19 protein-coding genes are annotated in these 22,036 nt (G+C 45.1%); 10 read left to right on the top strand and 9 right to left on the bottom strand.

All coding sequences use genetic code 11. The annotated features are described in order from the left end of the window. The first annotated feature begins 183 nt into the window (after nucleotides 1-183). Nucleotides 184-822 carry an SGNH/GDSL hydrolase family protein gene (locus QUB66_RS01930; RefSeq protein ID WP_332966322.1) on the top strand — a complete coding sequence of 213 codons (639 nt, stop codon included), beginning with the start codon at nucleotides 184-186 and terminating at the stop codon, nucleotides 820-822. A gap of 423 nt (nucleotides 823-1,245) precedes the next feature. Here QUB66_RS01930 and QUB66_RS01925 read toward each other — a convergent pair whose 3' ends face one another. Both QUB66_RS01925 and QUB66_RS01920 read right to left on the bottom strand, forming a co-directional pair. After that, nucleotides 1,246-5,583, bottom strand: coding sequence for an amino acid adenylation domain-containing protein (locus QUB66_RS01925; protein ID WP_332966324.1), 4,338 nt, complete (start codon nucleotides 5,581-5,583; stop codon nucleotides 1,246-1,248). Nucleotides 5,584-6,084: 501 nt separating this feature from the next. After that, nucleotides 6,085-6,687 carry a superoxide dismutase gene (locus QUB66_RS01920; protein ID WP_265233115.1) on the bottom strand — a complete coding sequence of 201 codons (603 nt, stop codon included), beginning with the start codon at nucleotides 6,685-6,687 and terminating at the stop codon, nucleotides 6,085-6,087. A 376-nt stretch (nucleotides 6,688-7,063) separates the two neighbouring features. Here QUB66_RS01920 and QUB66_RS01915 point away from each other — a divergent pair, with 376 nt between their 5' ends. Beyond that, nucleotides 7,064-7,603: a phosphate-starvation-inducible PsiE family protein gene (locus tag QUB66_RS01915; protein ID WP_265233114.1), complete on the top strand. Its 540-nt coding sequence runs from the start codon at nucleotides 7,064-7,066 to the stop codon at nucleotides 7,601-7,603. Between the two features lie 194 nt (nucleotides 7,604-7,797). Here QUB66_RS01915 and QUB66_RS01910 read toward each other — a convergent pair whose 3' ends face one another. Further along, complete coding sequence (locus QUB66_RS01910) at nucleotides 7,798-8,349, bottom strand: peroxiredoxin (protein ID WP_265233274.1); 552 nt, start codon at nucleotides 8,347-8,349, stop codon at nucleotides 7,798-7,800. Nucleotides 8,350-8,585: 236 nt separating this feature from the next. On the opposite strand from QUB66_RS01910, the gene QUB66_RS01905 reads away from it, so the two are divergent. The 3 genes from QUB66_RS01905 to QUB66_RS01895 all read left to right on the top strand — a co-directional run bounded on the left by QUB66_RS01905 (nucleotide 8,586) and on the right by QUB66_RS01895 (nucleotide 12,707). After that, the gene (locus tag QUB66_RS01905; RefSeq protein WP_265233113.1) at nucleotides 8,586-9,911 is read left to right on the top strand and encodes a peptidylprolyl isomerase; all 1,326 of its coding nucleotides are present in this window, start codon (nucleotides 8,586-8,588) and stop codon (nucleotides 9,909-9,911) included. 331 nt (nucleotides 9,912-10,242) lie between these two features. Next, nucleotides 10,243-11,382, top strand: coding sequence for an RNA-guided endonuclease InsQ/TnpB family protein (locus tag QUB66_RS01900; RefSeq protein ID WP_265233112.1), 1,140 nt, complete (start codon nucleotides 10,243-10,245; stop codon nucleotides 11,380-11,382). 605 nt (nucleotides 11,383-11,987) lie between these two features. Continuing rightward, the gene (locus tag QUB66_RS01895; RefSeq protein WP_265233111.1) at nucleotides 11,988-12,707 is read left to right on the top strand and encodes a pentapeptide repeat-containing protein; all 720 of its coding nucleotides are present in this window, start codon (nucleotides 11,988-11,990) and stop codon (nucleotides 12,705-12,707) included. Between the two features lie 110 nt (nucleotides 12,708-12,817). On the opposite strand, the gene QUB66_RS01890 is transcribed toward QUB66_RS01895, so the two are convergent. After that, nucleotides 12,818-13,936, bottom strand: coding sequence for a tocopherol cyclase family protein (locus QUB66_RS01890; RefSeq protein WP_332966329.1), 1,119 nt, complete (start codon nucleotides 13,934-13,936; stop codon nucleotides 12,818-12,820). Between the two features lie 4 nt (nucleotides 13,937-13,940). Continuing rightward, a complete protein-coding gene (locus tag QUB66_RS01885) occupies nucleotides 13,941-14,090 on the bottom strand; it encodes a hypothetical protein (RefSeq protein ID WP_332966331.1) in 150 nt (49 codons plus the stop codon). On the opposite strand from QUB66_RS01885, the gene QUB66_RS01880 reads away from it, so the two are divergent. Then, nucleotides 14,041-14,622 carry an Npun_F5749 family FMN-dependent PPOX-type flavoprotein gene (locus QUB66_RS01880; protein WP_265233109.1) on the top strand — a complete coding sequence of 194 codons (582 nt, stop codon included), beginning with the start codon at nucleotides 14,041-14,043 and terminating at the stop codon, nucleotides 14,620-14,622. The two genes, QUB66_RS01885 and QUB66_RS01880, sit on opposite strands and share 50 nt — an antisense overlap. 161 nt (nucleotides 14,623-14,783) lie before the next feature. Here QUB66_RS01880 and cysE read toward each other — a convergent pair whose 3' ends face one another. Beyond that, a complete protein-coding gene (cysE, locus tag QUB66_RS01875) occupies nucleotides 14,784-15,578 on the bottom strand; it encodes a serine O-acetyltransferase (protein WP_265233108.1) in 795 nt (264 codons plus the stop codon). Nucleotides 15,579-15,856: 278 nt separating this feature from the next. After that, nucleotides 15,857-16,084 (bottom strand): hypothetical protein, encoded by a 228-nt coding sequence (locus QUB66_RS01870; RefSeq protein ID WP_332966332.1) that lies wholly within the window; start codon nucleotides 16,082-16,084, stop codon nucleotides 15,857-15,859. A 4-nt stretch (nucleotides 16,085-16,088) separates the two neighbouring features. On the opposite strand from QUB66_RS01870, the gene QUB66_RS01865 reads away from it, so the two are divergent. The 4 genes from QUB66_RS01865 to mrdA all read left to right on the top strand — a co-directional run bounded on the left by QUB66_RS01865 (nucleotide 16,089) and on the right by mrdA (nucleotide 20,768). Next, nucleotides 16,089-16,442: a hypothetical protein gene (locus QUB66_RS01865; RefSeq protein WP_332966333.1), complete on the top strand. Its 354-nt coding sequence runs from the start codon at nucleotides 16,089-16,091 to the stop codon at nucleotides 16,440-16,442. Nucleotides 16,443-16,461: 19 nt separating this feature from the next. Next, nucleotides 16,462-16,647 carry a hypothetical protein gene (locus tag QUB66_RS01860; protein WP_332966335.1) on the top strand — a complete coding sequence of 62 codons (186 nt, stop codon included), beginning with the start codon at nucleotides 16,462-16,464 and terminating at the stop codon, nucleotides 16,645-16,647. A gap of 696 nt (nucleotides 16,648-17,343) precedes the next feature. Continuing rightward, nucleotides 17,344-18,663 carry an RNA-guided endonuclease InsQ/TnpB family protein gene (locus QUB66_RS01855; RefSeq protein WP_332966336.1) on the top strand — a complete coding sequence of 440 codons (1,320 nt, stop codon included), beginning with the start codon at nucleotides 17,344-17,346 and terminating at the stop codon, nucleotides 18,661-18,663. Nucleotides 18,664-18,938: 275 nt separating this feature from the next. Then, on the top strand, nucleotides 18,939-20,768 hold the full coding sequence (gene mrdA / locus QUB66_RS01850) for a penicillin-binding protein 2 (RefSeq protein ID WP_265233104.1): 1,830 nt from the start codon (nucleotides 18,939-18,941) through the stop codon (nucleotides 20,766-20,768). A gap of 162 nt (nucleotides 20,769-20,930) precedes the next feature. Here the strand turns inward: mrdA and QUB66_RS01845 are convergent, their stop codons facing one another. Both QUB66_RS01845 and QUB66_RS01840 read right to left on the bottom strand, forming a co-directional pair. Beyond that, entirely contained in the window at nucleotides 20,931-21,173 is a 243-nt protein-coding gene (locus QUB66_RS01845) for a hypothetical protein (RefSeq protein WP_332967819.1), read from the bottom strand. A 159-nt stretch (nucleotides 21,174-21,332) separates the two neighbouring features. After that, nucleotides 21,333-22,004: a glutathione S-transferase gene (locus tag QUB66_RS01840; protein WP_332967820.1), complete on the bottom strand. Its 672-nt coding sequence runs from the start codon at nucleotides 22,002-22,004 to the stop codon at nucleotides 21,333-21,335. Between the last annotated feature and the right edge of the window lie 32 nt (nucleotides 22,005-22,036).

Genomic DNA, 22,036 nt, shown 5'->3' with positions numbered 1-22,036 from the left:
CTGTTCCACAATTGGATTAAAAGGACTTTTGCAAGAGGTCTATTGATAATTTATGTTAGTTTGCTTGCTCATACCTGAATGAAAAAACATATCGCGACCATTTCACTGCTATTGAATGTCATTCTCTTAACAGGGATTTTAGAGTTTACGATGAAGAGGGGGTATTTAGGTAGATTTTTAGTCATGTTGAATGCAAATTCTATCGAATTATCGACAGACACCCTAAGTTCTAATTCTTGGTGGCTAGATGAAGTTGATTATCAACTATATCTGACTAAAAATACTCAAATCAATGCTTGCATTTGGGGCGATTCTATCACTTCTGGGCTGGGAAATACAATGGGTAAAGATACTTTTAATTTTGCCTTGCCCGGAATGTCAACAATTTCTCTGATCGACCAGCTAAAACTATTAACTGCTGCTAACGTTAAATGTAATACAGCAATTATTGCGATCGGTACTAATGATGCGGGTTATCGAATAAATGATGCACAATTCATTAACAATATGCAGGCAATTATCCGCACTGTCAAAACAAAAATGAACACCCAAAAAGTAGTGTTAGTCCCTGCTTTTTACTCAACGATTGAAGCCAGCCATGATATCACACTAGCGGGCCCTTTGGAAAGAGTGAAAACCATTCAAGCCTTGACTCGTCAAGTGGCAGCGACAGAGAAGTTTTTGATGGTAGAAAAAGAAATTCAGCCTCTGTACGAAGGGACAGTATTGAAAGAACAGGTCACAACAGATGGCGTTCACCTTAACTCAGAAGGCAGAAAAATTTATCGAGGAGCCTTATTAAAAATACTGAAGGGGGGATAACCAATACGGTTCACTTAAGTCAACGTAGGCTGCGTCGCCAAAAACAACTCTCGCCCTGGAACGCCAGATTAAACGAGCGACGCACCCTACAACTTAGAAATGAGAATTAAATAACTTCCCAATTTGATTGTTGTGGGATGGGCTAGAAGAAAAATGGAAATTATTTAATTCACGATCCTTATAAATTAAGTAAACCGTATTGGGGTATAAGTACGATTAACTGAAGGTTCTTTGAATTCCTCCAGTAGAATACGGGTTATCCGTCAACAGTCCCACGATTTTAGATTTCCTGTACGATAGCAACTGTCTTGGTAATACCATCTTCACCTTGGATTTGCGCCGCCAATCTGGCGGCGCGTTGACGCATTGTTTGATCTGTAATAGCCTGTTGAATCGCTTGTATAAGTCGTTCAACTCAACAGCCTAAAGTTTTGCTAAAGCTTGATCGATATGCACTCTCATTTTTTCTGCCAAGAGAGGGACATTGGGTTCTTGAAGGATACTTAGATGATCTCCAGGGATATCATATATATCTAATCCTCCAACCAACAGTTCATTCCAGTTTTCCAAAGTGCTAAAGTGACTTTCCTCCATCGCCCGGAACAAAATTGCCCTGCCTGGGTAAGGCTGTGGCTTGTAACTATTAAAAGCGTACTCCCGAAACTGTAATCGAGGATCTACCGGATTACTATTAACATTATTAATGTTAATATCAGGAGTCGATTTAGTCTTCGATTCTACTATCTTTTGAAGCAAATATGAAAGCCCTTTTTGGCGCAGCTTTTTGATATGAAAAGCCAGCTTCTGACTCAATGACAGTTGATTTTTTCCTGGAATCGCACTATCCAAAAGGCAAAGTAAAGCTACTTCTTCACCTTGTAAACGAAGTTGATGTGCCATTTCAAATGCTACTAAGCCACCTAATGACTCACCCGCTAGGAGGTAAGGGCCTTTAGGCTGATGTTTTTGTATTTCTTTGAGGTAGCGAGTGGCCAGATCTGGAATACTCACTGAAGGGGTTGGTGATTGGTCAAGTTTATTCTTTTGGAACATATTGACTTCCTCTTTGACATAGACTCCATAACAGGTTTGGTCTTTGCCCAGGTGTCTTGATAAGTTATAGTAAAGGAAGATGCCGTAAATAAAGAATAAAGGCAGTTTGGAACTACCTTTCTGAATCGTGACTAAAGCCTGCGAAGAAGACGATAATCTTTGTTTACGAAGGGTGTTAGCCAACTGGTGAATCGTTGGCGATTGGAAAAGGATAGGTAAAGGTAGCTCTTTATTGTAGGTTTTCTCTATTTCACGCATTAGGGATATCGCTAATAGGGAATGTCCTCCCATCTCGAAGAAATTATCTGTCGTACTGATGGATGAAATATTCAATACTTCTTCCCAAATATTGACGAGTTGAACTTCCAAATCATCCTTGGGACTGGCAAATTCTCCTGGGTTTTCTGGCTGTTCTTGAGTTGTATGGGCGGGCAAATCTAGAGCATTTTGAGTGGCTGGTATGATTGCTGCTTCGCGAGATTGTTCAGGTACAGGTAGAGCTTTACGATCTACCTTACCATTCGGTGTTAGGGGTAGAGTTTCCAAGAAAACAAAGATAGATGGCACCATATATTCTGGTACATACTCCTTAAGCAGACTTCGCAGTTCTTGGATGCTTGGGTTCTGATTGTTGAGAGCGACAATATAACCCACTAGACGCTTGTCGCCAGGAAAATCTTCCCTGACGATGACCACTGCCTGCTGCACGTTGGAATGTTTGACCAAAACAGACTCGATTTCACCGAGTTCGATCCGAAAACCGCGAATTTTGACTTGAAAATCTAGGCGACCTAAACACTCAATATTTCCATCTGACAAATAACGTGCTAAGTCCCCTGTCTTATATATTCGTTCGGTTTCTCGAAAGGGATTAGGAATAAATCTCTCGGTGGTTAAATCGTCACGTTGCAAATAGCCTCGCGCTAATCCTGAACCACCAATATGTAATTCCCCGGCCACCCCAACGGGAACGGGTTGCAGGAGAGCATCTAAGATGTAGATGTCGGTGTTGGCGATCGGCTTACCAATTAAAATTCGCTGTTCGGGGTCTTTGATTTGATAAACCGTTGACCAAACTGTTGTTTCCGTCGGCCCGTACATATTCCAAAGTTCCGTACCTTTGGTTAACAGTTGGGCTGCCAATTCTTTCGGTATGGCTTCTCCACCGGAGAGCATTTTCATCGGGGACTGACCTTCCCAACCCGATTCTATCAATAATCGCCAAGTCACTGGAGTCGCTTGCAGGATCGTAATGCCTAATTCGGCGATCGTCCTTAATAACTTTCTGCCATCCATCGCAGCTTCCCGACTCAGGATCACAACCTGCGCTCCCACAGTCAGGGGTAAGAACAGTTCTAAGACTGCAATATCAAAAGATAGTGTTGTGACAGACAGCAAAATATCCGTCGCACTGATCCCCGGTTGCTCGCGCATCGACTTTAAAAAATTGACTGCGCCACGGTGGAGAACTTGTACGCCTTTGGGCTTACCCGTAGAACCAGATGTGTAAATGACATAAGCCATATTTTCTGGGGTAACGCTGGCGATCGGCATTTCCTGACTCTCTTGAGCAATCAGTGGCCAATCCGTATCCAAACAGATGACCAATGATTCTTCCGTAGGCAGGCTCTTCACAAGCTGCTGTTGTGTTAACAATACTTTGGCTTGGGAATTCTCGATCATGTATTCCACGCGATCGTCCGGGTAGTTGGGGTCTATGGGAACATAGGCTCCGCCCGCCTTCAGCACACCTAATAATCCCACCAGCATTTCCAGAGAGCGATCGACACAAATGCCCACTAAATCATCCGGCTTCACCCCTCTTTGTTGCAAATAGTTGGCCAGTTGATTAGAGCGTTGATGTAGTTCTTCGTAAGTCAATGTTTGACCTTCAAAGGAAACCGCAATTTTATCTGGAGTTACTTCTGCTTGTTGAGCTATTAACTGGTGCAGGCATAGATCTTGCGACTCATCTTTTTGAGTCTGATTCCATTCCACAAGCAACAGATTTTTCTCTTGGTCTGGCAACAGCGGCAAGGCAGAAATCGATTGTTCTGGATGAGCCACAATCCCAGACAACAAAATCTGGAAATGCTCGTTCATTCGTTCAATAGTTTCTGCATCAAACAAATCCGTGCTGTAGTACCAACTCCCCTCCAATCCTGCGCTGGTTGGTTTTAAGAATAAAGTTAAGTCAAACTTCCCCTCGTTATTTTCAATCACCCACGGACTGGCTGTTAATCTTGACAGATCGATCCTTTGGAAGGGAATATTTTCCTCAAAGACAAACGTCACTTGAAACAGAGGGGAATAGCTTAAGTCGGGCTGGGGACAAAATTGATCGACCAATAAGCAATAGGGCACATCTTGATAGGCTTGCCCTAACAAAATAACTTTCCGCATTCGTCCCAGAAACTCTGGGAACGTGGGATTACCCGACATATCTGTACGAAGGGGGACAGCATTCACAAAATTTTCTGAATTCACACGGCCCACAAAGGGGGAGCCAACAATCACATCTTCCGTACCTGTATAGCGATAGAGCAAGATATTAAACGCGGCTAACAGGGTTGTGGATAGGGCGACGCCTTCCTGCCCGCCCAATCGACCCAGGGCCGTGGTGATTTCCCCAGAAATGCCAAAAGACAGAGAAGCTGCCTGGAGGGATTGCTCTGGGGGACGTGGCCGGTCAGTGGGTAGGGGTAATAAAGGGGTGGCTCCCGCAAGTTGTTTTTGCCAATACGCTAAGGAGTCTTGAAGGGGGAGCTTGCGTAGCTCTGACATCAGAGTTGTATAGGATATTTCGTAGATTTCCCGATCGATACACTGCAATTTAGGATCGTAATACAAGATCAATCTCAGAATACCCAACGCTGCAACCCATTGTTTAGCTCGTATATATCTCAGGATTTCGTAAGGCAATCGATCGGCAAAAAGCTTAGTCCAAGACCTTTTTCCTTGTTCGTAAGCCGCTATATATTCTTCTTTTCCAGTCTGTTGAATGTAACTCCATTGCCGACCATGAGATAGTCTTGCCTGGATCAGCATTTTTGCCGATTTACTGGATAGGTTATTGCCAGTGTAGCGATATTTAGAAACGACTTCACCGTGGAAATAGATCGGAAAATCACGGGCTACCCGCAGGAACAAATTGATATCTTCCATCGGCACAAGACTTGGGTCAAATGCACCAACAGACTCAATAGAGACGGACTCCAGAGCAACACGCCGAAACATAATACAACCGCATTGAATCTTATGCTGGGTGGCTAAAATGGTTTGATAATTAGCAACTTCAGGCTGATCCTCATATTTTTCTTCTACTTTGTATGAGCCATCAGGTTGAATGGAATAGAAGAAATAACGACCAAATACAAAGCCCACCTCTGGTAGGGCGTTGATGTGCTTGACTCCAATCTCGATCGCTTCAGGTAAAAGGCAGTCATCACTATCCAGGAAAACAATATACTCTCCTGTACTAACCCCCAGACCAGTATTGCGTGCAGCAGCAACGCCTTGGTTGTTTTGATAGACGTATTTTACTGCTGGGTAGCGATCGCAGATTTCTTTCGTTTCATCAGTAGAACCATCATCTACGACAATAATCTCAAATACGGGTAGAGTCTGCTCAAGTATGCTCTCTATTGCTTCCGGTAAAAATTGGGCGCTGTTATAAGATGGAATCACTACTGATACATTTTTTGTCATTTTCTATACTCCAAAAGGTTGTGTTAAATGTCGCTGCCTCCAATATTAACAATCTATCTCTCAGACATCTATCTGTCCAGAACTCTATCTATCACAACAACATTGCTATAGCAAGGGGAAACGTCCCGATTTTGCGAGGATTGGAGAGTTCTACTATCCTTTCCTCGCTACAAATGGGTTTATAAATCTTCACAAATTAGATACCGTGTGAGGCAGTGGAAGTTCCCAAACTACCACACCTATTCTTACATCCACTTAAGTTGTAGGCGATATTAAACTTCACAATATAAAAATATGTAAACAAGGCTAACGAGTGTTGCTAGATGTGCATTTGAATACTTTACAATCGTTTACATATTTGCGTTTTACAGCGCCGACCTACTTAAGCGAACCTATTAAGCTAGTAGTCAGAACTTCAGTCCTCGGAAATAAACAATAAAATCCTCACTACAAACTTAATAGATTCGTAGTGAGGACTTCAATCCTAAAAATCAGGTGCTACTAAGCCGCAGCCAAATTTGCTGCTGCGAAATCCCAGTTAGCCAAATTATCCAAGAAATTAGTAATGTAGTCGGGACGGCGGTTTTGGAAATCCAAATAATAAGCGTGTTCCCACACATCCAAAGTCAGCAACGCAGTTTGGCCATGTGCTAGCGGGGTGTCAGCATTAGCTGTTTTGGTAACTTTCAAAGTACCGTTATCCAAAACCAGCCAAGCCCAGCCGCTGCCGAACTGAGTTGTCGCAGCAGCCTTGAATTCTTCTTTGAATTTGTCGAAGCTGCCGAAGTCGGCATTGATTTTATTAGCTAAAGCTCCTGTCGGAGTGCCGCCGCCACCCGCTTTGAGGGAATTCCAAAAGAAATTGTGGTTCCAAACTTGACCTGCATTGTTGAAGATGCCGGCTTTTGATGGGTCTTTAGCAGATGCCATCACAATTTCTTCGAGGGATTTGCTGGCTAGTTCGGTGCCTTCAATCAGTTTGTTGAGATTGGTCACGTAAGCAGCGTGGTGTTTGTCGTGGTGGAACGAAAACGTGTTGGCCGACATATGACCTGACTCTAATGCGTCAGCGGCGAAGGGTAATGGTGCGAGTGTAAATGCCATTGTGTTCAATCCTCTCTAGGTGGCTGTTGTTTTTCGGTTGACTTTCCGGCTTTTCGTTGATTCGAGCCTAAAGTTCCTAGCTTGAGTTGATCAAGCTGTCGTAAATAATTCTTTACAATTTTTATATTTTATCTCAGTTACAGCATTTTAGGATTTTGAATTATGATTTTCACCAAATTTACTAATACCAGATTTCACATAGCACAAACATTGGCAACAAGTCAACCCGCCTGCGTGATAAATAAAAGTTTGTGGAAAATTCTCAACAGACAGAAGTTTGATGATGGTTATAAATAAATTAAACCTGTTTTTTGTCAAAGATCAGCTCAATTTAACTTAAGCTGTAAGCAAGTCCAACAGATTCCCGGAGCAGTCAATGGAAAACCGTTCAAATAACCAGACCAATTCCCCTCCTAAATGGTTAAATTTGAAACTAATAGTCAGCGGTCTGGAAACTGTTCAAGACTTAATTGTAATTTCTTTGTGTATTGGTTTGTTCTGTTTCATGGTACTCGAACTGCGAGAAATGTTTTTCTCGCTGTTGCCTCCTTTGAATTTTCAGGAAGTGACTGCTGATATTCTCTTTCTCTTGGTTTTGGTGGAATTGTTTCGGCTACTGATTATTTATTTGCAAGAGCAGCGCGTTTCTATCGGCGTGGCGGTTGAAGTTTGTATTGTTTCAGTTTTGCGAGAAGTTATTGTGCGGGGTGTGCTGGAAACTCCCTGGGTTCAAATATTATCAACAGGTGGATTTTTGCTGGTTTTGGGAATATTGTTGGTCATCCGAGTTTGGTTGCCGCCAACTTTTGAGGGGATTGACCCGGAACGCCGTTTTGCTAGCCGAAAAAGAAATCTGTCAGAGCCGGAATCTTCTTCAGAGCCTGTTGCCGTAAATAGTAAGTTCAATTCTCACTGAATATGGCGGGATAGGCAATTTTCGATTTGAAATTGACTTTATAGCTTGTCTCGTTACCAGGTATCAAGTGTCGTAAAATAATTAAATTAATATCAGGTTTGTAGTGGGGTTTTTAGTCGGATTTAAAATCCTGAATAAAGGCTAAAGTCCTCACTACGAACCTATTTGATTGCGGTTATTTAGGTGAGATAATATTAGCTGTTAGTCTGCAATTCGCCTAAACGAGCCAAGACTTCTTTGGAGTGAATCGCCGGATTAACTTTGACAAAAGTTTCCCGCAAAATCCCCTCAGGGTCAATAATAAAACTGTGCCGGGACGAGATAAAACTCATCCAAGAACCGTAAGCTTTACTGACTTGGCCGTCGGTATCGGCTAACAGCGGAAATTTCAAACCTTCTGAGTCGCAAAATTCCGCGTGGGAGTTGACATCATCAGCACTGATGCCGATGATTTGAGTGTTTTTTGCTAAGTATTTCGGCAAGTCTTGCTGGAATCGACGTGCTTCGATCGTACAACCGGATGTAAAATCTTTGGGATAGAAGTAGACTACCAGCCACTTACCGCGATAATCGGACAGCGAGACTTGCCCGTCGCCGCTGTTTGTCGGTAAACTAAAATCTGGTGCGGCTTGATTCACTGCCGGCAGTTTGCCACCGAGGGCAAAGGCTGGAGGAGCAACATTGAAACTCACAAAGGCTAGACAAATTACCAATAAAGTGCTAAAAAATTTGCGCCGGGAAATCATAAATTCACAAGTAGAACTGTACATAACACAAGTTTACAGTTTTCTGATTAAATGGGTAGGAGCAATTCGCGGATTGCTTCTAATACTAAATCCGAGTTACCTACCCCTTTATGATTCGGCGGTTAAAACCGCTTCTATACAACGAAGCCGGTGTTTGCGGGCTAAGAAGTAAAGGGGATATTTAGCCAGGATTTGGTATGAAACCAAATATCACTCACTCAAATAGCAATTTACTTATGAGCGCTGCACTCCCGTTAACAGGCAAAGTTACAGTAGTCCAGGTAATTAATGGTCAACCGGTGGTGATCGAAGTAGACGGCACTAATGCCCCGATTACTGGGGGCAATTTTGTGGATTTAGTTGAACGTGGCACCTATGATGGGGTGATGTTTCATCGAGTTGTGCGCCAGCCCGATCCTTTTGTAGTGCAAGGGGGCGATCCGCGCAGCAAGGATACTAGCATTCCGGCGGGTCAATTGGGAACGGGTAATTTTATTGACCCGGATACGAATCAGGCGCGTTTTATTCCTTTGGAAATCAAACCGCAAGGCGCGGCACAACCAGTTTATAACCAAGTTGTGACCGAAAAGCCGCAGTTGCCGCACACGAAAGGGGCTGTGGCAATGGCTCGTTCTAGCGCTTTGAATTCGGCTTCTTCGCAGTTCTATTTTGCTTTGGATACTTTGCCATTTTTGGATGGCAATTATGCTGTTTTTGGCAATGTTGTTCAAGGTTTTGACACGGTTAATGCGGTGCAGCAGGGCGATCGCATTTCCAGTGCTAAAGTCGTTGCAGGGATTGTCCCCAGTCGGGTTTCGAGTATTATTACCAATGCTGCTGTGCTGAATAGTTTTGTCAATAATACCAATTTTGTAAATCTGCCTTTGCGATCGCTCAACTTGCCTGATGCCCCGAACACCTATCAAGTCACCGCCCAAGATTCTCAGCAAAACCCCATCGGCGTGCGGGGAGGTAGCGGAAACGATCGCATTATCGGTTCACCGATTGATGATGCAATTAACGGCGGCCAAGGCAACGATACTCTCACGGGCGAAGCGGGCGACGATTTTATTAGAGGCGGCAAAGGTAGCGACTTAATTAGTGGCGGTATTGGTAACGATATTATCAACGGAAATCTCGACGACGATACTGTCAATGGCGATGCTGGTAACGACTTTTTGAGAGGCGGTAAAGGGAATGACTTGCTAACTGGTGGCGATGGCAATGATATTTTGATGGGAGATGTAGGCAACGATACTCTCACTGGTGACGCAGGTGCAGATATTTTTGTTTTAATCGCAGGTGGTGCAGAAACAGACACAATTACTGATTTTATATCTGCCCAGGGCGATCGCATTGGCATTGGCGGTAGCAGTTTGTCAAACGTTGCTTTCACTCAGTCTGGAAGCAATACTTTAATTCAAGTTGGAGGGGCTACTTTGGCCACTGTTCAAAATGCCACGCCCGCCGCAGTTCAAAGCGCTGCTTTTGCAATTGACTTTTCTACTATTTCCCGTCCCAATGACTTACCAGTGGGCGATGCTGCCTTAAGAATTGGCTAACTTTAACAATACTCATGCCATAATTATAGGTGTAGGGTGCGCAGTGCGCACCTTGCCACACGATCCATTTTCCATTCTCCATTCCCAAATTTCACGGTGATATCCGTACTCTTAGGGACGTGATAAGTTTGATGAGATTGGGTGATGCGCGGGGGTAAGAACTGTTCATAAAAATTTACCTAAATATTCCTAAAGCTGCTTATTAAGTGTGCTATATATGCGTGAGTAAGTTGACAATTTCGCTCAGCAGCCGAATTGAAACAATTCGAGTGCGTCTCAACCTTGAGACGTTGGGAATCGGAAGGAAATTGTTCAAAAATCTTAATTAGATATGTACGCCATCAAACTAGAACTAAAACTTAATAATCAAGAACGTACCTTGATGGCGCGGCATTCTGGCTATGCGAGATTTTGCTACAATTTCGCCTTATCTCTATATCAAGGTGTTAAAGAACACAGGGGTAGCAGCAGCAAAAAAGTAGCAGCGATTGAACGAGTTTTCACCAACCACGTCAAGAAATTACCAGAATATCAATGGACTACCACTCTGTCTTCCAGAGTTTATAAAACCACATTCCGCTATTTCGGTGAAGCACTATCGCGATGCTTTAAAGGATTAGGAAAGTTCCCAAAGTTCAAACGAAAAAAAGATGGCGACTCTTTTACAGTAGATGCGGCTGACTGGAATCATGCAGTTTTACTCAAACCGCAAAAGTTAATAAAAATTCCCACCTTGGGGACTTTTAAACTCAAGGAAGCAATCCCATTTCCTTGTATGGCGCAGACATTTACCATCTCGCGCACCGCAGATAAATGGTATGTTTCCTTCGTTATAAAAGCCGAAAAGATGCCACTGTTGTTTCACCCAGTTGTGGAAACTGTAGGCATTGACTTGGGTGTGTCAACTTTTGCTACTCTTTCCGATGGCAATTGTTACGAGTCTCCCCGTCCGCTCAAAACAGCGAAAACCAAGCTGAGCAAAGAACAGTGGAGAAATCGCCATAAGCAATTGGGTAATAGCAGATTGGGTGTGAAAGCATCCAATAATGCCCGAAAACATTATCGTAAAATTGCCAAAATTCATGCTAAAATTGCCAATCAACGTCGAGACTTTTTGCAGAAAACCACCACAAAAATTAGCCGAAAATATGCCCACATTTGCATCGAAGATTTGAATGTGAGTGGGATGATTGCTAATCATAAATTAGCGGCAGCTATTTCAGATTGTGGTTTTTATGAATTTCGGCGTGAATTGGAATATAAGTCAGCTATGTACGGTACGACGGTTGAATTGGTCGATCGATGGTATCCGTCATCAAAGACTTGTTCAAGTTGCGGTCATATTCAGTCAATGCCACTGAAAGAGCGAGTTTTTGAGTGTTCCAATTGCGGTATAACAATTAATCGCGACTTGAATGCTGCGATTAATTTAGCTCGTCAATCTGGCATGAGTAAGACCAGTTCGGTCTGAAGTTAAGCCTGTGGACAAGTAGGAGCCAACTCCCTTGGAAGAAGCAGGAAGTGAACATTAAATCTGCCATGAGTAGGTTTGAGTAGGTTTCATAGAACCGATTGACTTGTGTGCTCTGAGTTAGGCTTAGTTAGTGATGTCGATCGCAATTAGGGATAATTGCTGCTATAACCCGCTAAATCTCGTAGTTTCAGGCTAGCTGGGCGGTTGATTGCTGCCCAGATTCAAGAGAGGGGAAGAGGGGAGAAAGGAGGAAAGCGAGAATATTTGACTGTGGAGGCGGAATAGTTTATTGAAATATACAATTTAAATGGGCAAAAGCTTAGTACCTTGTAATGATTTATGCTATCAGTAAATCCCGATCGCACTTGCGAGCATCTGATACCGGGTTTCGGGAAAAAAATTGTCTGGCACCGACGCATCTGTGAAGCAACCCGTTTTCTAGGTAAGAGGATTCGCCCGTGACTGGCCGAGTTAAGTTGGGGGCTGGGCTAACGGCGATCGACATTTCACTAATATTTTTGAGTAATATTGCTGATGAAAGTTGCCGATTCTTTGGTATGCTTTGATTACACATCAAGAATCTATTGCGCAAATTAGTGTCAATGAAAAGAGTTCTGAGGTTAAAAACTTTAGCGGTGGCAGTATTGGCGATCGTCCTGTTCACTCTCTACTTGACTCCTCCAGTTCTGGCCGCGAATGCCGAGGATGTGAGTCAGCTATTAAAAGATAATTGGTGCGTCAGCTTTTTGTGGAAGCAATGCGATTTGAGCGCTGCCGATTTGCGAGGAGCTAATCTCCAAGAAGCCAACTTGAGCGGCGCTAATTTGTCCGGCGCCAACTTGTCCGGCGCTAATTTAAAAAATGCTGACCTTTCGGACGCAGATCTCAGTGGCGCTAATTTAGCAAATGCTGATATTTTGGGGACGGATCTCCGTCGAGCAAATTTGACGGAAGCTAATTTAAACCGAACTAAATTGTGGGATGCTAATCTGACTTTGGCAAATCTGAGTCGCGCTAATTTACAAGATGCTAATTTGTTGGATTCTCGACTTTGGGGAAGCAATCTCACTCAAGCTAATTTAACTGATGCGACGCTACACGGTGCTGATTTGCAATATGCTAATTTGGCAGACAGTAATTTGACAAATGCTGACTTACACAGCTTCTTTTTCCGAGGTTCCAAGCAAGTTACGAATCTCAGCAATGCTAATTTAGAAGGTGCTAATTTAACGGGAACAAATCTCAGAGGTGCGGTGCTGAATGGGGCAATAATGCCCGACGGCTCTATTAATAATGAAGAAATTGGCTTGAATTTAAAGTAAAGTCGGTCTGAAGACAGTTGACAGTTGACAGTTGGCAGTTGACAGTTGACAGTTGACAGTTGGCAGTTGGCAGTTGACCGACTAATGACTAATGACTAATGACTGCTGATTTAATTCGATCGCCAAACGTCATCCCAGGGCCCGCCACCAACTTCCAAACCGGCCAAAGAACTTTGAGCCTCTAAGATAATTTTAGAGCGCTGCTTGCCATTTTTTTCAACATTTGGGCCCAATAATTCTCGCAGTTGCAAGCGTAATTCGCCGTGCGTCGTATCCCGGCAACAAAAAGCCAGACCCTCGGCTGTAGGAGTTCGCACATAAGTACCAGAACTGTTTGTAGTCCCAATTAACTCAACTTCAAACTGACTGTTTCTCGCCTGGATTTTCCAGCTTCCCCAAGGTTCAATATTCCAACTAATTTGCGAATTCCAAGGCACAAATTCGTAAAATTTGCCTCGGTAATGGATGCCAATCATTGCTACCGATTCCATCCACCACAGCACGCCTCGCCTGCCGCCGCCAGCAGTTAAAGCTAAATCACTTTCGCCTTGAAAACAATTGCAATTAATCCAAAACCACTTGTGCGGAAAAGCACCGCCCCAGTTTTTTTCGCTGTAAGCGGGAGCATCTGTAAATTCGTAGCGTTCGCCGTTCCAATCGATCCATCCTGTGGCTAAACCGTGAGCCATTAAAATTTGCCATCCAGGCTCAAATACGGGCAGAAAAGATAGCATTCCCGCCGTAGATTTTTGGAGTTCAGCAGAGTTTCCCCAGCCGTAAATTGGTTTAATTTCGTACTCCCAATAACAGTGACTGCCACTTCCGGGATCATGCAGATAACCTTGATTTAAGGTAGCAGTAGCTTGATAGCCTTCTTCGATGTGGCTGTCGAATATTTGCGGCTCTAAATATGCGGGTTTAATTTGTAAATTTGTTTTGCCCCAATGTCCTAAACCCAAGCTTTCTCGGTGCGCCCAAAATTTATTTACGTCGGGGAAGGTGCGGCATAAATAGCTATCTTTAGGGCCGTAAATTTGAGCTGCACCGCCGCTGTAAGGTTGACCGCCTCTAGGATCTTCGATGGAATACATGAAGGCAAAGGATTGTCCGTGAATTGGTAATGTTATTCGGTAGTACCAGCCTTCAAAAAAGCGCCGGGAACTGCCGTCCCAGTGGTAGCCGCTGTGGGGAGTTTCAATATTTGTGAGTTTTGAGTGTGTATTTGACATAAAATTACCAATAGTATGACAGGGAATTGACGGATAACTGTTTCTTCCTTCTTCCTTCTTCCTTCTTCCTTCTTCCTTCTTCCTTCTTCCTTCTTCCTTCCTTTATGTGTTTAGCACTTTGGCGATCGCCCTTGGCGCGAGCTCTGCACCGCAACCGCAGTCTTGCTTTTGCCCGCTACTTGCAATTAGCAACCGTTCGCGCCACTGGGCGTCCGGCTAACCGCACTGTGGTTTTTCGAGGTTTTTTAGGAGATACTAATCAGTTGAAGTTTATTACTGATATTCGCAGTCAGAAGACCGAGGAAATTGACCTCTATCCTTGGGGGGAGATTTGCTGGTATTTCCCTAAAACTCGCGAACAATTTCGGATTGCCGGACAACTGATTTTGGTGCGGCAATCCGATGCAGATTCCGAGTTGTTTACAGCGCGCCGCACAGCTTGGCAGGAGCTTTCTGAGGCTGCTCGATCGCAGTTTGCTTGGCCTGCACCGGGGGAAGATAAGGCGGATTTTGGTGCTTTTGATTCTGCTTCCCCAGATGCTCACGAGCCGCTGTCGAATTTTTGTTTGCTGTTGTTGGAACCCGAAACGGTGGATTTTTTGGAGTTGCGGGGGGAACCGCAGAACCGATCGCTTTACGGACGCGATGCAGATGGAAATTGGTTTGTGCGATCGGTCAATCCTTGAAAAAGAAGTCAGTAGTCAGTAGTCATTAGTTATTGGTTATTGGTTATTGGTTATTCGTTATTGGTTATTGGTTATTTGTTGTCAGTTCCAATGCCCAATGCCCTGTTTGGCCAATCCCTCCGCTTCGCTTCGCCCAATGCCCTGTTTGGCCAATTCAAATTTTAGATGCCGGTGCCGTCGAAAAATTCTTGAATTGCTTTATCTTTTAACTGACAAGCGGCGGCAACAACTTCGGTTTTTTCAGCTAGGGCTACATTGTTGGTTTGGTTTAAATGTGGAAATGCTGAATAGGAATTGGGAACAGAAGTTAAGGAGACAGATGCTTGAGGAACCAAACTTTTTACTTGCTGTTCGAGGGATTCGATGCGATCGAGCAAAGAGCGAATTACCACAGCTTCCGAATCCGGCAAACTGCCGTGTTCTAGGGGATTGACGCGGACTCCCGATCGATACACGATGCGGCCGGGAATCCCTACTACCGTGCAGTCTGACGGTACATCGCGCAGGACGACGGAACCTGCGCCGATGCGAACGTTGTTGCCAATTAGCAGGTTTCCTAGTACCTTGGCCCCCGCACCGACAACTACATTTTCGCCGACGGTAGGGTGACGCTTGCCACTTTCTTTGCCTGTGCCTCCGAGGGTGACACCTTGGTAAATTAGGGCAAAATCGCCGATTATTGCTGTTTCGCCGATGACAACCCCCATACCGTGGTCGATGAAGACGCTTTTGCCGATCGTTGCACCTGGGTGAATTTCTATTCCTGTCAAAAACCGAGCAATGTGGGAAATCAAGCGGGGAATGAAGGGAAGTCCCAGTAAATAAAGCCAGTGTGCGAGGCGGTGCAGCACTAGGGCCTGAAGACCTGGGTAACAAAACAATACTTCCAGCCAGTTGCGAGCGGCTGGGTCGCGATCGAAAATTATACTGAAGTCAGCTTTAAGGGTATGAAGCACTTTCGGAGTTCCCAATTTTGGTTAAACACGCCACTTTCAATTTTACAATTTTACTCGATCGCGGAAGTTAGATCGTGTTCGGTCGATTGTCACAACATAAACGGTTCGTAGCGCGGACTTAAGTCCGCTTGTTCGGTTGCGGACTTAAGTCCGCACGCGCGATCCAATCTAATCGAACGGACATGATATTAGTGGTCGATCGGGCGATCGGGCGATTGGGAGAAAAATTTGAGGATGTAGAATATTTTAGCGTGTCCATCCCACAGCGTGGCTGCGTTCTATTCCTGTAGTGAGATTGTATAGTTAGACTTGGCTCCGGCTTCGAGAGTACCGACCCAAATCCTGTAAGAGCCTGCTTGCCAGTCTGAATCTACAATGCTGGCATCTTTATTCTGACCTGTATCGTCTCCGCAGCGCACGCTGTTACCGGGGCCTTGTACGACTAAGGTTGTGTCCTTCCCTCCGCTGTTGACTTGGATTGCGAGTTTTGAAAAGTTTTGCTGCAAGATTATGATGTGGTCTGGAGTAGGAGTGGCAAAGCCCAAACATTTGTTTTTGTGGCGATCGGTGTTAGCAATGGCAGAGAGAGAGTACGATCCGCCTGTGGAACCTCTCAACATTGCTGTTGGGGAGTCAAAACCTCGCGATAAAGTTAAAGTGCCGAAGTTGGCTGTTTCTGCTAAAACTGGTAGGGCGGCGATCGCACAGGTAGCAGCTAAGAGCGCACTGTTTTTGAAATGGACTGGCAGATGGAACCACATGGCAATACTCCTGTGTCACAACTTAAAATTACAACTCAGAATATACTCGTCTGAGTCCCAAGAATCGGAACTTGGAGAGGAAGAACAATTTTTGTTTAATTGAGTGAAAAACCTTCTGGCTTTTGTTCCTGATTTCTATCATCGGAACCCTGACCTGTGCGATCGCCCTCGATCGTGCCACTCCGAGTTCTGCCACACGCGATCGGCTCACATCCGAAATTATACGCTCTCAAGATGCTCGATGTCAGGAACTCAGGTCTAAAGACACGCTCGCTTGGTCGCGAGAAATTACTCACAAGCTATTCTGACCAGCTATAGTTTTAACTGACTACGTTATTTAGGTCACGACACCCTGTGGATGCGAAGCTAGTCCCCTGCTCTGTCGCTAGTGGTTAAACAAGTTCTAAAGTCACGCTTTACAGTGCTGCTAGCCCTGCGCAAGCCCTGATAACATTGACCGACAAGCTAACATTACCCCGTAAGGGAGGCCCAACAAAGGCAACCATTATGTACAAGATTGTGAAGCTTGAAATGGTAATTTTCCCATTGAGAGTACATTACAAAAGTACACCTAGCCAAGCAATCCCAAGGCGGTGATGGAAAGATTCACGGTGGTTAAAACCACCCGTGTCGTTTCCCTCTCCGAGGCTAAAGCCACTGAGTTTCCCACTTACCGAGTTTTTTTATGATAATTTTGGCTTTGCTGTTGACGATCGGTGCCCTATTGACATGGGGTTTAATAATGTTACCTGTAGAGATCTTCGGCTGGCTTCACTTTCCTAATTGGCTGAGCCTGATCTTAATTGTGCTGGCTATTTCTTGGTGCTTGGACGATTAGTCAGCAGTCATGAGTTATAAAAAAAGTTCGGCAAGCGGAAAACTCATCGGCTTTAGCCATGAGATGTAAGCGGCACGGGCGGTTTTAACCGCCGTGAATCTTTCTTGATTCTTAATATTTAAAAGGCGCCTGCTATATTAAGATATGAACAAGGAGGTGAGTGAGATTGCTAACAAACTATATTTACAAATTGCGCCCCAATCAAACGCAAGTCTTAAAGATGTCGGCTTGGGTAAATATGCTTAGAAGTCATTACAACTGGTGTCTAAATGACAGGATTAACCAATACAGCCAACAGTTTGTCCAAGGCGACTACTGCGATATTAGAACTTATGGCGAAATTTCACCGTTAACCTGTTTCGTTAGCAAAAGTGGCGCAACTGGAAATCCCTGGAAAGACTATAAGTTTGATCGAGAAGGTAAGGCTAGAAATCCCCGTAGAAGTGCGGCGGACATTCAAATTACAGCATTGCCAGAATTGAAAATTGCTAGACATTGGTATGCTCAAATAGATTCAACAGTTCTACAACAGAATGTTAAACGCTTAGACACTGCTTACAAGAATTTCTTTGAAGGGAGAGGATTTCCCAGGTTCAAAAACCGTAGCAACTTTACGTCTTTTACTTATGTGATGGGCGTAAAACTAAAGGGCAATAAAATCTATCTCCCTAAACTGGGCCAGATGCGATTTCATAACTCTCGCTCAATCCCAGATGGGTTTACCATCAAGGCTTGCACGGTTAGAAAACGTCAAAATGGTTGGTATATTTCCCTCAGAATAGAGGATAAATCTGTACCTGAATACAGCGCTAAACTCAGGCGTAATAATCCCAAAGTAATAGGGTGCGATTTAGGAATAACTAAGTTGGTTCACCTTTCTGATGGATATCAAATCGAGAATCCCAAGTTTGCAACCAACAAAAAAGCTAAGCGGACTCTGAAAATTAGACAAAGGCGAGTTAGCCGTAAGGTCAAAGGTAGCAAAAACCGCAAAAAAGCGGCTATCAGAGTTGGGCGATTTCATCAAAAGATTGGTAATAAACGCCAATCGCATCAATGGAAAGTTGCTAACAAGATTGTGTCTCGCAACGTCGATGTGATTGCCCTAGAAGATTTAAACATCTCTAGGATGATGCGCCGATGCAAGGTGACAACTGACAAAAAAGCTGGGAGGTTTCTTAGGAATGGACAATCCAGAAAAAAAGGTTTGAATCGTTCTATCTCTGATGCAGGTTGGGGTGAATTGATTTTGAAGATTGAGTATCTTGCTGTGAAGCAAGGAAAAATCACAATTAAAATCAATCCTAAACACTCTAGCCAAGAATGCAGGAATTGCGGTCATATCGACAAGTCGAATAGAGATGGTGAAAAGTTCATGTGTGTCGAATGTGGCTATCACGAACACGCTGATATTGGCGCTGCAAAAACTATTCGAGATCGAGTTTTGACAATAGTACGCGGGCCAGGACGCGAAACTTGGTGCTAGCCATCTAAACGCCCAAAAGGTATCACTGCGCTCACGCGAGCAAACGCGGTGAGTTTGGGAACCTGAGCAATCAGGATATTAAGGTTGCAAAATCTTAAGAATCTCAGTCGCTGTCTTCGCTGAGAGTGTCAATAGTGATGAGTTATTAGTCATGAGTTATTATCGATCGTTCCGCTGCGCCTAACAGTGAAAGCCGATCGCCCCGGTCTGATGCTGTATACTGCAAACTTGAGAATCAGAAATCTAAGATCTAGGATTTGACATCTACCTATAGAATGATGCAACGACAAATTTATTCGCTCTCAGAATTTCGCTCTTCAGACAAAACTCTGGGGGAAACTCCTAAGAAACAGTCGCGTCCGATACATCGGGCGATCGTATTAATGCTGGTGGCAACCGGTTTGCTGGGCCTGCACGCTAGTCGGCTGGTGGAATTGCAACTGGTACAAGGTAAGCAAAACCGGGAACGGGCCGAAAACAATCGGGTTCGCCTAGTGCCAATGCCGGCAAATCGCGGACATATTGTCGATCGCAAAGGCAAGCTGCTAGCGGGAAACAATTTAGCTCGATCGGTCTATTTGTGGCCGAAAGAACAAACGCCGGAACAGTGGAAAGTGACAGCAGACAAGTTGAGTCCGCTGCTGAAAATCCCGGCTAAAGAAATATTAGAGAAATTAAAAAAGGTCGATCCTCTATCCTACAGACCCGTGCGGATCAAGCAAGCGATGCCGCCAGAGGTGTTTGTACCGCTAGCAGAACAGGTGGGACAAATGCGGGGAGTGGAAGTGCGGCCCGAAGCAAACCGCTACTATCCCGAAGGCAGTTTGGCGGCTCATGTTTTGGGATATATTGGCGAAGCTACCGCAGAAGATTTGAAAGCTCACCCGGAATATCCGATGGGGATGATTGTCGGTCAGATGGGCATAGAAGCGAGTTCTAACAAGGAGATTGCGGGAGTTTGGGGCGATCGGCTGATCGAGGTAAATGCCCAAAATCAAGAATTGCGGCTCATGGGAGAAACACCCCCGAAACCGGGCGAGGCAGTGCAGCTAACCATCGACTTGTCCATGCAAAAAGCAGCGGAAACAGCCCTGGGGAACCGCCGGGGAGCAGTCGTCGCCCTGGATGTCAAAACCGGCGCGGTATTAGTTCTCGCCAGCCACCCGACTTTTGACCCCAATCTGTTTACGCGAAAAATTACTAAGGATGACTGGGCAACTCTTCAAGACCAGGAAGATCCATTTTTGAATCGAGCGATGCAAGGCTACCCCCCAGGCAGCACTTTTAAAATTGTGACTTCTGTCGCCGGTATCGAGTCAGGCAAGTTTTCGCCAGACTCAATTTTGGGTACTTCGTCTTACATTACTGTGGGCGGAATTAATTTTAATGAACACAGCGGCGGTTACGGCGACATCGGCTTTCGGGATGCTTTGGCTTTCAGCAGCAATACGTTTTTTTATCAAGTGGGGATGAGTACCGGGCCAGAGGAAATTTCTAAGTGGGGACACCGCTTGGGAATTGGCAAGGATACGAATTTGAATCTTTTGGGGCTAGGCGGGGGCAGTCACGGTCAAATTCCGACACCGGCCGAGAAGGAGAAAATCTATAAAGAACCTTGGTATGAGGGCGATACGGTAACGATGTCGATCGGTCAGGGGTTGGTGTTGGTGACTCCTTTGGAGGAGGCGGTAATGGTGAGTTCGATCGCTAACGGCGGCTATCGAGTCAAGCCCCATCTTTTGACTTCTATGACTGGCACTCCAGAGACTCAACGGGTAAAGATCGGGATCAAACCTTCGACAGTTCAGGTGGTTAAGGAAGGATTGATCGCAGTAGTTTCCGAGGGTACGGGACAGGGACTCAATGACGGTTCGATTCCGCTGACTGCGGGCAAAACAGGGACTTCGGAGGTCATCGGACAGGAGGATCACTCGCTATATGTGGCATTCGGGCCTGCTGAAAAGCCAGAAATTGCGATCGCCGTGATTGTGGAAAATGCCGGTTTTGGTGCTGTTGCCGCCGCCCCGATCGCCAAAGAGGTATTTCAAGCTTATTTTGGCAAACCAAAAACACCAGTCAACCCAATAGTAGTAAACCCTGAGTAGTAATTAGTCAGTTGTCATTGGGTATTGGGCATTGGGCATTGGGCATTGGGCATTGGGCATTGGGCATTAGTTGACAAGTAGAGTAAGGTGCAATACCTCTCGGTTAAGCACAAAATTGTAGGATTTAATCTCCTGAAATGCTTGTAAACTCGTTAAGGATTGTTAACCAAAGTTCCTTAACCGAGAGGTATTGAGATCCGGGTGATGTTTTTTCAGTTCGGCCAGCAGATAGTCCATCGCGCTGCTGGCTCCGGTCGAGCTACCAAAAATCAGAATCTTTTCTGCACCGCTCAACGTCTGTGCTACTCCTTGGTAGAAGGGTTTGAGTTCCGGCTTGCGTTGACCGCTGGAATTCTCTTCCACGTCGGCGATCGCGCTGAGCATCGATCGCAACTTTAATGGCATTGATGGGTAACTTCAAGCGTTCAGCGATCGTCAATTGCACCTTGCGATCGCCTCACCAATAGAGGGTGTGATGATGTCAAAGGCATCACAGACTTTCCAGCATTATTAACAATGGTTTCGGGCTGAACGCTTCACCTCAGTTTATGAAAGGATTTCCACTTAATTCAGCAGCTCGTATGCCCCGCCACGTTCTAATGCACGGCGGTATGCGGGACGCCCGTGAATGCGATCGAGAAAGCCCATCAGTTTCGGTCGGCTGCTGTCCAACCCTACCTGTGCAGCCGCCGCCTCCAATGGAAAGCTCATCTGAATATCGGCTGCGGTGAACTCACTACCAACAAACCATAAGCTTTTCTCAAGTTCTGCTTCTAGATAACCCAGATGCAGTGCGATTTGAGGATCAATGAACGATTTATTGACGCGAGCCACAATTGACCGCGCGATCGGTCGAGCGAAAAACGGCATCGGACTTGTTTCAACTTGGTTAAAGACTAGCTTCAACACTAGCGGCGGCATCGCAGAGCCTTCAGCATAATGCAGCCAGTAGATGTATCGCAACCGTTCCGGCGTGCCAAGCTCTGGAGCGAGTCGTCCGCCACCGTAACGGTCAACTAAGTATTCGACGATCGCACCGGATTCAGCCAGAGTCAGCCCACCATCGGTAATCACCGGAGACTTACCCAATGGATGCACTGCACGCAGCGACGCGGGAGCGAGCATTGTTTTCGGATCGCGCTCGTAGCGCTTGACTTCATACTCTAGGTCGAGTTCTTCTAGCAGCCAGAGCACTCGCTGGGAGCGAGAGTTGTTCAAGTGGTGGACAGTAATCATGTTTTTCTTCTCAGCTTACAAGAGATTGATGC

It is taken from the genome of Microcoleus sp. A2-C3 (genome assembly GCF_036706065.1).
Taxonomy (GTDB): domain Bacteria; phylum Cyanobacteriota; class Cyanobacteriia; order Cyanobacteriales; family Microcoleaceae; genus Microcoleus.
Note: the sequence above shows the minus strand (reverse complement) of the source record. Positions and strands in the feature narration are given on the sequence as shown.